The organism is Devosia sp., assembly GCF_035944845.1.
GTDB lineage: Bacteria > Pseudomonadota > Alphaproteobacteria > Rhizobiales > Devosiaceae > Devosia_A.
The window spans coordinates 1-13,613 of sequence record NZ_DASZAW010000099.1 but is presented as its reverse complement, the minus strand read 5'-3'; the positions used below and the strand labels follow the sequence as shown (position 1 = coordinate 13,613).

Annotated in this window: 12 protein-coding genes; 4 read left to right on the top strand and 8 right to left on the bottom strand. The window is 66.3% G+C overall.

The features are described from left to right. Positions 1–105 precede the first annotated feature (105 nt). From VGV07_RS19290 to VGV07_RS19265, 6 genes are all read right to left on the bottom strand, one after another. Entirely contained in the window at positions 106–1,206 is a 1,101-nt protein-coding gene (locus VGV07_RS19290; RefSeq protein ID WP_326870354.1) for an ABC transporter ATP-binding protein, read from the bottom strand. Further along, a complete protein-coding gene (gene scpB / locus VGV07_RS19285; protein ID WP_326870353.1) occupies positions 1,203–1,865 on the bottom strand; it encodes an SMC-Scp complex subunit ScpB in 663 nt (220 codons plus the stop codon). The genes VGV07_RS19290 and scpB overlap by 4 nt, the downstream gene beginning before the upstream one ends. Next, the gene (locus tag VGV07_RS19280) at positions 1,862–2,656 is read right to left on the bottom strand and encodes a ScpA family protein (RefSeq protein ID WP_326870352.1); all 795 of its coding nucleotides are present in this window, start codon (positions 2,654–2,656) and stop codon (positions 1,862–1,864) included. Before VGV07_RS19280 ends, scpB begins: the two co-directional genes overlap by 4 nt. 75 nt (positions 2,657–2,731) lie before the next feature. Then, positions 2,732–5,323, bottom strand: a complete 2,592-nt coding sequence (locus tag VGV07_RS19275; RefSeq protein ID WP_326870351.1) for an SPOR domain-containing protein — start codon at positions 5,321–5,323, stop codon at positions 2,732–2,734. A 90-nt stretch (positions 5,324–5,413) separates the two neighbouring features. Beyond that, entirely contained in the window at positions 5,414–7,159 is a 1,746-nt protein-coding gene (argS, locus tag VGV07_RS19270) for an arginine--tRNA ligase (protein WP_326870350.1), read from the bottom strand. A gap of 159 nt (positions 7,160–7,318) precedes the next feature. Further along, a complete protein-coding gene (locus VGV07_RS19265; RefSeq protein WP_326870349.1) occupies positions 7,319–8,572 on the bottom strand; it encodes a deoxyguanosinetriphosphate triphosphohydrolase in 1,254 nt (417 codons plus the stop codon). A gap of 23 nt (positions 8,573–8,595) precedes the next feature. Here VGV07_RS19265 and VGV07_RS19260 point away from each other — a divergent pair, with 23 nt between their 5' ends. From VGV07_RS19260 to xth, 4 genes are all read left to right on the top strand, one after another. Next, positions 8,596–8,949 (top strand): iron-sulfur cluster assembly accessory protein, encoded by a 354-nt coding sequence (locus VGV07_RS19260; RefSeq protein WP_326870348.1) that lies wholly within the window; start codon positions 8,596–8,598, stop codon positions 8,947–8,949. A 74-nt stretch (positions 8,950–9,023) separates the two neighbouring features. Beyond that, entirely contained in the window at positions 9,024–10,142 is a 1,119-nt protein-coding gene (locus VGV07_RS19255) for a serine hydrolase domain-containing protein (RefSeq protein ID WP_326870347.1), read from the top strand. An 83-nt stretch (positions 10,143–10,225) separates the two neighbouring features. Beyond that, positions 10,226–11,329: a serine hydrolase domain-containing protein gene (locus tag VGV07_RS19250; protein WP_326870346.1), complete on the top strand. Its 1,104-nt coding sequence runs from the start codon at positions 10,226–10,228 to the stop codon at positions 11,327–11,329. Positions 11,330–11,462: 133 nt separating this feature from the next. Continuing rightward, positions 11,463–12,242 carry an exodeoxyribonuclease III gene (xth, locus tag VGV07_RS19245; protein WP_326870345.1) on the top strand — a complete coding sequence of 260 codons (780 nt, stop codon included), beginning with the start codon at positions 11,463–11,465 and terminating at the stop codon, positions 12,240–12,242. A gap of 117 nt (positions 12,243–12,359) precedes the next feature. On the opposite strand, the gene VGV07_RS19240 is transcribed toward xth, so the two are convergent. Continuing rightward, on the bottom strand, positions 12,360–12,590 hold the full coding sequence (locus VGV07_RS19240; protein ID WP_326870344.1) for a hypothetical protein: 231 nt from the start codon (positions 12,588–12,590) through the stop codon (positions 12,360–12,362). Between the two features lie 93 nt (positions 12,591–12,683). Continuing rightward, the gene (locus VGV07_RS19235; protein ID WP_326870343.1) at positions 12,684–13,430 is read right to left on the bottom strand and encodes a tetratricopeptide repeat protein; all 747 of its coding nucleotides are present in this window, start codon (positions 13,428–13,430) and stop codon (positions 12,684–12,686) included. Positions 13,431–13,613: the final 183 nt, after the last annotated feature.

The following is a 13,613-nucleotide window of genomic DNA, read 5'->3' as shown; positions in this document are numbered from 1 at the left end:
GATCACCACGATGGCGACGACGATGATGCCCCAAATCCCTGGCGCGTGCATATGGATGGTCTCCGAAAGAATGCTCTACGCTTACACTAGCGCAGAGAAATAGGTTCAATCCTTGGCGAACACAAGGACGTGTTCCGGGTTGAGGGTCAGGAATACGTCCGATCCAACAACAAGGTTACGATCGGCGCGGCGACGGATCTGGATCGGCCGGTCCAGCCCGGTAACGCTGACCTCGCACAGGTCAACGCCGATGGCATCGCGCTTGGCCAGCACACGGCCCGGGATTCCGGGCCCTTCCGTCGCCACATCGAGCGAGCCGATCGGACGGATCGCCACCGTGACAACTGTCCCATCGGCATGCTTCTGGGCCGGGACCGGCCCGAGCGGGGTCTCCACCCTGCCCCCCTGCACCCGCGCTTCGATTTCGCTCAGCGGCGAAAAGAAGCGGGCAGCGTTGAGGTCGATCGGCCGGTTGTAGATTTCCGATGCGGTATCGATCTGCGCCAGCCGGCCGTGACGCAGCAACGCGATGCGATCGCCCAGCAACATCGCCTCCTCGGGGTCGTGCGTCACGATGATCGTCGTCGCATGCGTCTCGCGCAGCACGGCCAGGGTCTCGTTGCGCACCGTCTCGCGCAGCCGTGCGTCGAGGCTCGAGAAGGGCTCGTCGAGCATCAGGATGCCCGGTCGCGGCGCGATCGAGCGCGCCAGCGCCAGCCGCTGTTGCTGGCCACCCGAAAGCCGATGTGGATAGTCCGCTTCGCGGTCGTCGAGTCCCACCCGCTTCAGCGCCTGCCGCGCCTGCGCCAGCGCCGCCGTCCGCCCCAGTTTGCGTAACCCGAAGGTGACGTTCTGCAACAGCGTCAGGTGCGGAAACAGCGCGAAATCCTGGAACATCAGCCCGATGCCGCGCCGATCCGGCTTGGCATGGACACCCGGGCCGGAAACGATCTGATCGTTGATCTTGACCGTGCCGCCATCGATCCGCTGGATGCCGGCGGCAACCCTGAGAATGGTCGATTTGCCCGAGCCACTCTCACCGAGAAGGCAGACGACCTCACCCGGCACCAGCGCCAGCGAGAAGTTCCTCAGCACCGGGCGGCCGCCGAGCGTCACATCCACGGCGTCAAACCGCAGCGCAGCGGCGAACGCAACGCCGGCGGTGCCACGCGGCCCCCAGCCCTCGAGTTCCATCGTGTCGGTCATTGGATCGGGTCGCTCTCGCCCTGGTCGTCCGGCTCCAGCGGATCCTCGTCGTCGCGCAGCGGGCCATCGAACGGCAGCGGCACCTGGAACGCCGGCGGCAGTCGGCTCGACAGCAGCCCCGAGCCTTTCAGTTCCTCCAGCCCCGGCAAGTCGGCTAGGCTTTCGAGGCCAAAATGATCGAGGAAGGCCTCGGTGGTGCCATAGGTCACCGGCCGCCCCGGCGTCCGTCGGCGCCCACGCATCCGCACCCAGCCGGTCTGCATCAGCACGTCGAACGTGCCGCCGCCGCTGGCGACGCCGCGCACCTCCTCCACCTCGGCACGCGTCGCCGGCTGGTGGTAGGCGATGATGGCGAGGGTTTCGAGCGCCGCACGGGAGAGTTGTCGGCTCTCCGTCTCCTCGCGGCGCAAGAGGAATGACAGGTCGTCGGCGGTGCGGAACGCCCATTTATCGCCGCGCCGGACCAGTTGCACGCCGTGTCCCGTGTAACGCTGCGCCAGCCGCTCGAGCAGCACCGGCACATCGGCGCCCTCCCCCAGATAGGGCGCGATATCGGCCGGCGACAGCGGTTCAGCCGACGCGAACAGGATCGCTTCGAGCACCCTGAGGTTCCGCTCGGCGATTTCGCCATGCTCGTCGAACTGGTCGTCTTCGGTCATTCGGCCTTCTTTCCTTCGGCCTTGCGGCGCATGAACAGCGGGCCGAAGGTCAGGGTCTGGCGCAGTTCTATTTGCCCCTGGCGGGCCAGTTCAAGGCTCGAAGCGAAGCTCGAGGCCGTCGCCGTTTTCCGCTGCTCGGGGTTGCTCAGATACTGGTCGAGATAGGCGTCGAGCGGCACCCAGTCCATGCTGTCGCCAATCAGCCGCGTCAATATCTCGCGCGCCTCCTGCAGCGACCAGACGCTGCGCTCGAACAGGTGATAGTCCTGCGGCACGTTGCGCTCGCGCCCGGTGGCGTAGGCCTTGAGCAGATCATAGAGCGAGGCTTCCCAGAGGTTGCGCCGCTCCACCAGCACCGGCTCCGGCTGACCTCGAGCATGCACCTGCCGGCCGAGCCGCGGCCGGTTGATCAGTTGCATGGCGGATTTGCGCATGGCTTCGAGCCGCTTCAGCCGGAACTGCAGCAGCGCCGCCATCATCTCGCCCGAGGGCTCATCGTCGCTGGGCGCCTGCGGCACCATCAGGCGGCTCTTGAGATAGGCGAGCCAGGCCGCCATCACCAGATAATCAGCGGCGATTTCGATGCGCTTCTCGCGCACCGTCTCGATGAAGCCCAGATACTGCTCGGCCAGCGCCAGCACCGAGATGCGGGAGAGATCGACCTTCTGCCGGCGTGCCAGGTCGAGCAGCAGGTCGAGCGGGCCTTCATAGCCGGCGACATCGACATACATCACTTCGTCGTCGCGCGGCGCGTCGGGCGCCGCGAACCAGTCGGAGGATGTCTCGCTCATATAGTCGCCTGCCCGCTCAGCTTGTGCGAGCTTGGTCCTTAACCGAGACTGCGGTCAAGCAACAGCGGGTGTCGATCAACCGCCGATCGGCACGCAATCGACACCATTGGCCTTGAGGCTGGCGCAGGTTTGCGTCGCTTCCTGGAACGAATCGACCGGCAGCACGACACGGTACCAGGTGCCCTTGGCGCCCAGGTTGACCTGCCGAACCGCCAGGCTGCGACCGTTCAGCAGCCCCGACAGCCGGTTCTGCGTGGAGCGCAGCGACGATGCCGCATCGCCTTCGGTCGGCTGCGAACTCAGCTGCACATAGGGACCGCTGCCGCCGGAGGCCGGCGCCTGGGCCGCTGGAGCCTCGACCAGTTCGACCGGCTGCGACGGTTGCGTCGCTGCAACCCGCTGGTTGGAGCCGCCGCCCAGGACCGAGCGGTCGGTCGGACGGGCGACTGGAACCGGCGCCACGATGCTGGGATCGATGGTCGGTGCAGGACCAGTCGGGGCAAGCGCCGAGACCTGCGTCGGATCCACCGCGGCGTCGGCGCCGGTGTCGATGGCCGAAGCAATGGGGTCGGTCGCCGCATCGGGAACCGCCGCCAGCAACTCTGACGGCTGCACGTCGGCCCCGGGCAGATCCGGAACCGCCGGACGAGCGACGGGCAGTTCTTCATTGCCGGCAACGGCCTCGTCGCCGGAAACGATCGTACCGTCAGGGCGCACCGTCACGGTACGTACCTTGCGGTTGGCGAGTTCGCTTTCATTCGCCGCATCGTCGCCTTCGCCGACAGTGCGGGCCACGTCGGCGACGCTGGTGTCGGCCGTATCGTCACGCGAAACCAGCTGCTCGTTGGCGGCGGCCGCGGCGGATTTGCCGTCGAGCTCGTTGAACACCACCGAACCCTGCTGGTTGGTGGTGCTGGTGGTCGGCGGCGGCGTCTGTTTCACCGGCGTCGCATCGGCCTGCAGTACCGGCGCATCGGCATCGGTGCCGCGGCCCATGCCCAGCACCCAGTAGAGGCCGAAGCCGGCGGCCAGCAACAGCGTGCCGGCGACGGCCATGCCGACATACGGGCGCATGCCGCCCGAGCGCCGCTCCGGCTTGGCCTTCGGGCGCTTGTATGGGCTCTGGCGCTGTTCGGCGGCCATGTTGCCGTCGATGCGCCCGACTTCGGCGCCGCTAGCCGCGGCGGCCGCAAGAATGGCGGCCTCGGCCGATGGTACCTGCGGTTCGGTGTCCTTGATCGCGGCGCGCCGCGGAGCAAAGCCTGTGGTCAGTGGCGGAACCACCGGGGGCGATTGCGGTGTCTGAGCCTGGGGGGCCGGCGTTGCGGGCTTGTCGCTGGTGAGCTCGACCCGCACGGCTTCGCCGATCAGGCTTTCGATCTCGTCCATGGGGTCGCGTTCGGCGGCCGGTTGCGGGCGAGGCGCCTGCACCTTGCTGGTGGGCCCGAACACCGGAGCAACGCCGAAGCGATCCTCGGGACGCGAAGTCGGCTGCGGGGTGGCGGGCGCCGCAGCCAGCGGCGTCGGCTGCGGGCGGAACTGCGACGGGCCGGATGCCGGACGCGACACAGGCATGGCGCCGGGCAGCGGGAAGCTGCGCGCCGCCGGCTGCGCCGGAACCGGTCGCTGCTCGACCTTGGCGTCCTCAACGATATCAGCTTCGACCGAATCGAGCTCCGCCGCGATCAGGTCGGCGATCGGATCGCCGGTGGATATCGCGGGAGTCGGCGGAGCAGCGGCTGGCGTCGGAGCAGAAGAGCTCGGCGTCGGGGCTGCAGTCCGGGTCTGCGGACGCGCCTCGGCGGAGGGAATCGGCGCCGGCGGCTCGGAGGCAAAGCCGAAGTCGAAATCGAAGCTGTCGTCGGTCGACGATGCCTTGGCGGCGGCGACCATCGGCGCAGCCGCAGGCGAAGGAACCGGGGCCGGCGGCGGGACAGCCGGACGCGGCGCCGAGAAGTTCGGTTCGACGCGCGGCGGCGGCGCCTTCACGTCCGGCTCGGCCGGTGCGTCCACCTTGATGCCGGGTGTCAGCTCGGCTTCGAGTTCCGCCATCGGGTCGGCAGCGGGCTTGAAGGGTTCGTTCACTGCAGGCCGCACCGGAACAGGCGCGTCCGGTACGGGACGCGCCACCGGCGCTGACGCCTCCACGGCAGCCGGCCGCATCGGCACAGGCTTGGGAATCTCGCGATCCTGCCAGTTGGCCATCGGTTCCGGTTTGAAGCCGGTCGACGCCGGCAGCGTGCCGAAATCGAACGAGGCAGCAGGCTTTTGGGCCGGGCTCGATGCCATCGGCGCCGGTGACGGCGCGGCAGGCACGGGCGACGACACCGCAGGTGCCGGGCCGGTTGCCACCGGCTGGTCCATGCCCGGAATGCGCAACACCCCCGGCGTCGGCGCCGGACGATCGGCCGGCGGCGGCATCGGCGCATTCACGGCAGGAGCCGGAGTTTGCGACGCGGCAACCGGCGCATCCATGCCGGGAATGCGGACCATTGCGGGGCCCTGCCCTTCCGGCTTCGGCGCTTCGGCAAGTGTGACGAGCTTAGGCGCAGGCTTGGCCTCCGGCTCGGCGCCCTGCGCGTTGTTCGCCATGAGTTTGGCGAGTTCGGCGATCAGGTCGTCGGATTTATCCTGGCCATCAGGCATCTGCTGCGGTCTCGCTGTCATTGAAAGCAGCGCCCCCTAAACTAGTGGTCCCGGTGCTCGCCTTGACCCCCGCCGAGCAACCCGGCGACTCTAGCAACCAATGCGCCGGAATTATGAAAGTTCTTCCGGGGCACTAACACCAAGCAGGGTCAAGCCGTTGACGAGCACTTGACGCACGGCACCGACAAGGGCGAGTCGGGCCGAAGTCAGCATTGAATCATCGGCGTTAACAAAGCGTAAGGCAACATCCTGGTTACCCCTCGCCCAGAAGCCGTGGAACGCGGCCGCAAGTTCATAGAGGTAGAACGCCACGCGGTGCGGCTCGTGGGCACTTGCGGCCGAAGCAACGATGCGCGGCCACTGCGCCAGAGCCTTGATCAGTTCGAGATCAGCGTCTGAAGCGAGGAGAGAAATATCTGCCTTGGCGAGCGCTTCGACCGATATGTCGAGGTCAGGTATCTCCTCGGCGACCTTGCGGAATACCGAATAGGTCCGTGCGTGCGCGTACTGCACGTAGAACACCGGATTGTCGCGGGTCTGTTCCTTGACCACGGCGAAATCGAAATCCATCGCCGCATCGTTCCGCCGGTACAGCAGCATGAACCGGGTGGCGTCGGAGCCGACCTCTTCGACCACGTCGGACAGCAGCACCAGGTCGCCCGAGCGCTTCGACATCTTGAACGGCTCGCCGTTCTTCATCAGCCGCACCAGCTGGCAGATGCGCACGTCGATATCGGCCTCGCCATGCGACACGGCCTTCACCGCCGCCTTCAGCCGCGACACATAGCCGGAATGGTCGGCCCCCAGCACATTGACCATGTGCTTGAAGCCCCTCAAATACTTGTTGCGATGGTAGGCGATATCGGCGGCGAAATAGGTATAGGCGCCATTCGACTTGACCAGCGGCCGATCGACATCGTCGCCATAGTTGGTGGCGCGGAACAGCGTCTGCTCGCGATCCTCCCAGTCCTCGGGCGTCTTGCCCTTGGGCGGCTCGAGCCGGCCCTGGTAGATCATGTCTTCCGAGCGCAGCCAGTCGAGGGTGGTGTCGATGTCGCCCCCCTGCCCGTGCAGCTGCCGTTCCGAAAAGAACACATCGTGATGGATGTTGAGCTGGGCCAGGTCAGCCCGGATCAGATCCATCATTGCCGCAAGGACCCGATCCTTGACGATCGCCAGCGCATCGGCCTCGGGCTTCTGCAGCAGCGCCTCCCCGAATTCGGCTTTGAGCGCCTGCCCCACCGGGATCAGATAGTCGCCCGGGTAGAAGCCCGAAGGGATCTCGATGGTTTCGCCCAGCGCTTCGCGGTAGCGCAGCATGGTGGATTTCGCCAGCGTGTCGATCTGGCTGCCGGCATCGTTGATGTAATACTCGCGCGTCACCTCATAGCCCGAATAGGCCATCAGCGACGCCAGCGCGTCGCCGAACACGGCGCCACGCGTATGGCCGACATGCATCGGGCCGGTCGGGTTGGCCGAGACATACTCGACGTTCACCCGCTCGCCCTTGCCGATATCCGATTTGCCGAACGCGGCGCCTTGCGCAGCGACCGACTTCAGCACCTCGTGCCACACCGGAGTAGCAAGCCGGAAATTGATGAAGCCGGGGCCAGCCACCTCGACCGAGGTCACGTCCGTGTCGGCCTTGAAGTGCTCGGCCAGCGCCGTCGCCACCTCGCGCGGATTCTTGCCGAGCGGCTTGGCCACTACCATCGCGGCGTTGGTCGAAAGGTCCCCATGCGCTGCATCTCGCGGCGGCTCGACCACGATGCGCGACAGAGCTTCCTCGGTGATCGAGGGATAGAGCCCGGTAAGGGCGTCGGCGACACGGGCGGCAAACAACGCGAAGACGTTCATGTTGGTCTCTTGGGTGCCATGATCGGCGGGGGTCGGCTTACCCACAGGGACATTCCCCCATAAGCGGGAAACTCTGTTTGCGGGGGCTCGGCAACACTGGAAACGAAGGCTCCCGCTCTCGCGGGAATGACCCGGCGTACCTGGCGGGCTGCGCTGCCCCTACCGCAACTGGCTCGCACCGTCAAACAGCCGGGCATGCAGCTCCAGCGCATAGGGGTCGGTCATCCCGGCGATGAAGTCGGCGACAATGCGGGCGCGGGCGGCGCGATCCGGCGCGTGCCGGGCGGCCTCGCCCCAGCGGCCCGGCATCGCGCCGGTGACGAGGTAATGGTCGAACAGCATGCCCACCACCGTCTGGCTCTGCCGCACCGGCCCCATTACCTGCTCGCTGCGATACACCCGTTCGAACAGGAAGCGCTTCAGCCCCTGCTCGGCATCATGCACCGGCCGCGAGAACCGGATCAGCGTGCGCCCGGCATTGCGGACATCGTCGGCCGATTTCGGGTTCACCTCGGCGATTGCGCGCGTGCTCTCGGCGATTACGTCTTCGATCTGCAGGGTGATCAACCGGCGCTGCACCTCATGCGCCTGCCGGCTCCGCTCGATGTCGGGCCAGCGCTGCAGCACCTCGCGCACCAGTGGGCCGACCAGCGGCACATCGACGAGGTCCGGCAATCGGATCAACCCGGCTCGCAAGGCGTCGTCGATATCGTGCGAGTTGTAGGCGATGTCGTCGGCGATGGCGGCAGATTGGGCCTCGAGGCTGGCATGGCTCCAGGCCATCAGGTCCGCACTGGCAGGAATCTCATCGAGCCCGGGCGGCAGCGGCTTGTCGGCGCGCAGCGCGCGGCCCTGCCGATCGGTCAGCGGTCCATTATGCTTGAGGATGCCCTCGAGCGCTTCCCAGCTGAGGTTCAGCCCGTCATGCTCGGCATAGCGGCTCTCCAGCCGGGTGACGACGCGGATCGCCTGCATGTTGTGGTCGAACCCGCCCCAGTCGGCCATCTTGTCATGCAGCACGCGCTCGCCGGCATGGCCGAACGGGGTGTGGCCGAGATCGTGCGCCAGCGCCACCGCCTCGGCCAGGTCCTCATCGAGCCCCAACGCCCGGGCGATGGAGCGCGCCATCTGGCTCACCTCCAGCGTATGGGTCAGCCGGGTGCGATAGTGCTGACCTTCGTGGTGCAGAAACACCTGGGTCTTGTGCTGCAGCCGGCGGAACGCCGCGGAGTGGACGATCCGGTCGCGATCCCTCTGAAACTCCGAGCGCGTCGGGCTCGCACCCGGCGCAAACAACCGCCCACGGCTTTGCGCCGGATCGGAAGCATAGGCGGCGCGTTCACCCATTATGCAGCCAAGACCCTTTTCATCGTCGTCTAACGATATTAGATTTGGTTTCCAGCGCTGCCCCATGGCGGGCGGCCGAAAGGTACGTGATGACTGAAGCTGCTCTAGCACCGAACAATGTCATTTTGACAGACCGCGCCGCCAAGAAGATCGGCCGCATCCTCGCCAAACAGGGCGAAGGCACGGTGCTGCGCATCGTGGTGGCCGGAGGTGGCTGTTCGGGTTTCCAGTACGAGTACAAGCTGGTCAAGGAGACGCCCGCCAATGACGACCTGGTGCTGGCCAAGGACAGCGCCACGGTGCTGATCGATTCCCTCAGCCTCGAGTTCATGGGTGGCGCCGAAATCGACTATGTCGATGACCTGATCGGCCAGAGCTTCCAGATCAGGAACCCCAACGCCGTCGCCGGCTGCGGCTGCGGCACCAGCTTCGCCGTCGCCTGATCCCGTCGCCATTGCCAGCCTTGCCTCGCTAACCCAGCGTCGCTAGCGTCCGCCCCCAACTGGGGAGGCAGAGCATGAACTTGTCCGGGCGGCTCGATGCAGCAGCAACACGCGCCATCGAAGAAGGGCGCATCGTCGGTTCGGCCATCATCATCCGTCGGCACGGTGAACTCGTCTACGAGGCTGCACATGGCCTCGCCGACCGCGAGAACCGCCGTCCGATGGCGCTCGACACGATCTTTCGTCTCTCCTCCCTTACCAAGCCGATCGTAGCGGCGACCATCCTGGCGCTGATCGAGGACGGAAAGCTCGGTCTCGACGCGGCGGTCACCGACTACCTGCCCGACTTTCGTCCGCGCCTCGCCGATGGGACCGAGCCGACCATCACCATCCGGCACCTGCTCACCCACACCTCCGGCCTCTCCAATGCTTCGATCCGCACCGCGGCCGAAACGGCAGCGGGCGTGAACCGCTGGCGACTCGGTGACGACGACATCATCGCCCGCGTCGGCGCGCTACCCCTGCTGTTTGCACCCGGCGCCGGGTGGACTTACGGCCCGTCCATCGACGTTCTCGGCCACATCGCAGCAGGGTTGGTCGCCGGACGGCTCGAGGACGCGATCCGGCACTATGTGACCGGCCCGCTGGGCATGATCGACACCGGCTTCACCGTGCGCGACCCATCGCGTTTGGCGGCCGCCTATGCAGACGGCCCCAAAGGCGCGGAGTTGATGGGCCCGATTCACACCATCCCGAACCCCTGGGGCAGCACCACGACCTACGACCCCGAGCGCATTTTCGATGCCGCGGCCTTTCAATCCGGCGGTGGCGGGGCGGCCGGCAGCGGGCCCGACTTCATGCAATTGCTGGAGGCGCTGCGTACCGGAGGATCGATCCTCAAGCCCGAGACGGCGAGGCTGGCTCTCGCCAACCAGACGCCTCAACTAAGCCAGGCCGTCGCGCCCGGCTGGCAATTCTGCCTGTTGGGCGCCTGGCTCGACGACCCCGCGACTGCCGGTGTCCCCGCTCCGCGCGGCATGGTGCGCTGGGGCGGCATCTACGGGCACAACTGGTTCATCGATCCGGCAGCCGGCCTCAGCGTCGTCTCGATGAGCAATACCGGGCTCGAGGGATCGGACGGCCGGTACCGCGACGACGTGCTGCATGCCGTCTACGGTCATCCCTCCGCCTGATCCATTGGTCGTTTGAGCCTTCCGGTGGCTTGCGCTCCTTGCCGAGGAACCGTTAGCGTCCATACTAAGTCGGGGAGGATTCCATGAGCGTTGAGAAGAATATCGACGCGGCGATCGACGCCGCGCTGGTGAGCCGCATTGTCGGTTGCGTCGTACTGGTCAACCAGGACGGCAAGGAAGTTTACGCCCGCACCGCCGGCCTCGCCGATCGCGAGGCCAACCGGAAGCTCGAGCGCAACGCCATCTTCCGCCTCGCCTCGGTGACCAAGCCGATTGTCGCGACGGCAGCGCTCAAGATGATGGAAGCCGGCCTGCTTGGGCTCGATGATCCGGTCGACAAGTACCTGCCCTATTTCACCCCGGCGAGTCCCGACGGGGTGGTGCGGCCGATCACCTTGCGGCAACTGTTCGCCCACACCTCCGGCCTCACCTACGACACGACACCCGCCGATGTCGCGCCCGGTATGTCCGGCCCCTACATCTCGCTCGAGGAGAACCTGCGCCGGCTGGCCAAGGCAAAGCTGGCCTTCGCGCCCGGCACCGCCTGGGGCTATGGCACCAGTATCGACGTGCTGGGCGGGGTGATCGCGGCGATCAACGGCTCGACCCTCGAGGCCGCCGTGGTGAAATACGCCGCGGGCCCCCTCGGCATGGTCGACTGGCGTTTCACTCCGACCGATGCCACCCGTGTCGCCGCCAACTATGCCAACGGCAATCCGCCGGCGGCGCCGGTGACGCCACCTGCCCGCATCACCCAGGAAGACTCGCAGGGCACCGGCTGGCAGGTCGATCGCATCTTCCGCGCCGATGCTCCGCAATCCGGCGGCGGCGGCTCGTGCGGTACGGCGGACGACGTCATGAAGATGCTCGAGGTCTACAACAGCGGCACGCACCTGAAACCCGACACCGTCGATGAAGCCTTCCACAACCAGATCGGCAGCCTGCCGCGACGCGACACCGATGCCGGCAAGCGCTTCACCCTGCTCGGCGCCATCATCGACGACCCCAAGGCGGCGCGCAGCCCCTGCCCGGTCGGCACGCTCGATTGGGGCGGCGCATGGGGTCACAACTGGATTATCGATCGCACCAACAAGCTGACGATTCTTGTCTGTACCAACACCGCCCCCGAGGGCTGCAACGGCCCGTTCCGCGAGGACATCCGCGACGCGGTCTACGCGGCGCTGTGAGCCGGCGTCGCATTTCGAGGAACCGTTGCGGACTTTTCCAGTCGGCAAGCGCGACCAAACGGACTGGAGCAATTCGGTGTTTCAACGAAACGGCGAATTGCTCTAACCTCCCGTGTCGAACGGGAGCCTACTCATGCGCATTGCCACCTGGAACATCAACGGCGTCAAGGCTCGGCAAGGCGCTCTTCTCAAGTGGCTTGAAGAAGAATCGCCCGATATCGTCTGCCTCCAGGAGATCAAATCGGTAGACGAGGCCTTCCCTCGCATGGAGATCGAGGCGATGGGCTACAATGTCGAGACGTTCGGGCAAAAGAGCTGGAACGGCGTCGCCATCCTCTCCAAGCATCGCTTCGACGAAGTGACGCGCGGCCTGCCCGGCGATGACGGCGACGAGCAGTCGCGGCTGATCGAGGGGGTATTCTCGGTCGAAGGCGGGGTGGTCCGAGTCTGCTGCATCTACCTGCCGAACGGCAATCCTGTCGGCACCGACAAGTTTACCTACAAGCTCAGCTGGATGGATCGGCTGCACACCTTCGTCGAATCCCGCCTGGCCCTCGAGGAGCCATTCATCCTGCTTGGCGATTTCAACATCATCCCGGCCAACGTCGACGCCACCGTGCCCGAGAAGTGGGTGGGTGACGCCGCGTTCCGCCCTGAAAGCGCCGAGCGGTGGCGGGCTTTGCTGAACCTCGGGCTCACCGATGCCGTACGCGCCATCACCGACGAGCCATCCCTGACCTTCTGGGATTTCCGCACGTTCGGCTGGGAGCGCAAGGACGGCATCCGCATCGACCACCTGCTGCTATCGCCGCAGGCTGCCGATCGGCTGGAGGATGCGGTGGTGCATGCGGCCGAGCGCGGCAAGGACAAACCCAGCGACCATGTGCCGGTGGTGGGCTACTTCGCGTTCTGAGGTGAGTGGAACTACTCGGCGCTCTTTCGCTGCGTCGCGTACAATTGTGCCCTCCAAGGCCCCTGGGAGCCACCGGAGCATGACCTGCCCCCGAGGGGAGGAAGCTTGGTCAGCGAACTAGCGGATATTGCCGACCGAGTTCTTGGTGGTGTCGTGCTTGGTCCTCAGCACATTGCTGACGCTCGCCTCGGCAATCTTGACGGTGCCGTCATCCTTGTTGCGATCGAGGAAATGGCTGATCGAGGCCGTCGCCACGCGGGCTTGGGCGGATATGTCATCGACAAACCCACGGACATCCTTGGGCAGCGTGATGACGACGATGAGAGCGAGAATGATCGGCAAGCGCATGATGGACACCAACGGGCTAACTGCCCGGATGGTTGCCACCTTGCGGCTGAACTTCGGCTGAACGCGGCTGTCAGCTACGGACGGAGGTGAAGCTCACAGCCCGCCGAAGCGGGTGCCGAGCGAGTCGGCGAGTTCGACGGCCTGCTTGCGCTGCTCGGGCGTCGCGACCGACATCGCGTTGGTGAGCAGGTCGTGGATCCAGCCATCATCGGTCGTGCCGGCAGCGCGGCGCGAAGCGACCGTGAGCCACATCAGCCCCTCGATCGGGTCGGCATCGATGCCCTGGCCGTTGAAGAGCATGCTCCCGAGCTTCGCCTGTGCCCCGGCATGGCCCTTGCGGGCCGCAAGATTGAGCCAGCGGGCGCTCTGCAGCGGATTGTCGCCGAGTTCGGCATCATCGAGATAGAGCTCGCCGACCTTGTACTGCGCGTCGGCATCGCCGAAATACGACGCCGCATGCATGACCAGCTTGTTGGAATAGGCTTCGTTCTTCGGAATGCCGGCTTCCGGCAGGCCGTGGCGGTAATACTCGCCGATCTTGAGGAATGACTGGGCCACGATATCGGCCTCGACGCCCTTCGGCGCCGTGTCGGCATGCTCGTCGGCGATCTGGCTGAAATAGCCGAAGGCCTTGACCGGGTCCTTGTCGACGCCTTCGCCGCTCTCGTACATCAGCCCGAGCTGGAACAACGCCATCGGCTGGCCGGCCAGCGCCGCATCCTCGAGTGCGGCGATCAGGTCGGCGCTCGAAATGCCGCCCCCTGCCCCGTCGAGCTGGTTGGCCATGGCGAGCGCCGCATCGGCGGCCGTCTCTGGCGCAGCCGGCAGCGACGGCAACACACCGCTCACCTGGGCGGCAGCCGGGGTGGCTACGCCCGCAACCGCGAGCGCAGCCCAAAACGCAACGGAAACAAGGGCTCCTGCCCTAAATGTCCGCATACTGCTCCTTCTCGCCCTTGGCGCCGGGGTTGGTCAGCGCGCCGTAACGCGCCGGCCCCACCAGCTGGGCATACTTCCAGATCG

Coding starts and splice junctions, on each gene's coding strand:
- VGV07_RS19290 (WP_326870354.1), bottom strand. CDS start 1,206: ATGACCGACACGATGGAACTCGAGGGCTGGGGGCCGCGTGGCACCGCC.
- scpB (WP_326870353.1), bottom strand. CDS start 1,865: ATGACCGAAGACGACCAGTTCGACGAGCATGGCGAAATCGCCGAGCGG.
- VGV07_RS19280 (WP_326870352.1), bottom strand. CDS start 2,656: ATGAGCGAGACATCCTCCGACTGGTTCGCGGCGCCCGACGCGCCGCGC.
- VGV07_RS19275 (WP_326870351.1), bottom strand. CDS start 5,323: ATGACAGCGAGACCGCAGCAGATGCCTGATGGCCAGGATAAATCCGAC.
- argS (WP_326870350.1), bottom strand. CDS start 7,159: ATGAACGTCTTCGCGTTGTTTGCCGCCCGTGTCGCCGACGCCCTTACC.
- VGV07_RS19265 (WP_326870349.1), bottom strand. CDS start 8,572: ATGGGGCAGCGCTGGAAACCAAATCTAATATCGTTAGACGACGATGAA.
- VGV07_RS19260 (WP_326870348.1), top strand. CDS start 8,596: ATGACTGAAGCTGCTCTAGCACCGAACAATGTCATTTTGACAGACCGC.
- VGV07_RS19255 (WP_326870347.1), top strand. CDS start 9,024: ATGAACTTGTCCGGGCGGCTCGATGCAGCAGCAACACGCGCCATCGAA.
- VGV07_RS19250 (WP_326870346.1), top strand. CDS start 10,226: ATGAGCGTTGAGAAGAATATCGACGCGGCGATCGACGCCGCGCTGGTG.
- xth (WP_326870345.1), top strand. CDS start 11,463: ATGCGCATTGCCACCTGGAACATCAACGGCGTCAAGGCTCGGCAAGGC.
- VGV07_RS19240 (WP_326870344.1), bottom strand. CDS start 12,590: ATGCGCTTGCCGATCATTCTCGCTCTCATCGTCGTCATCACGCTGCCC.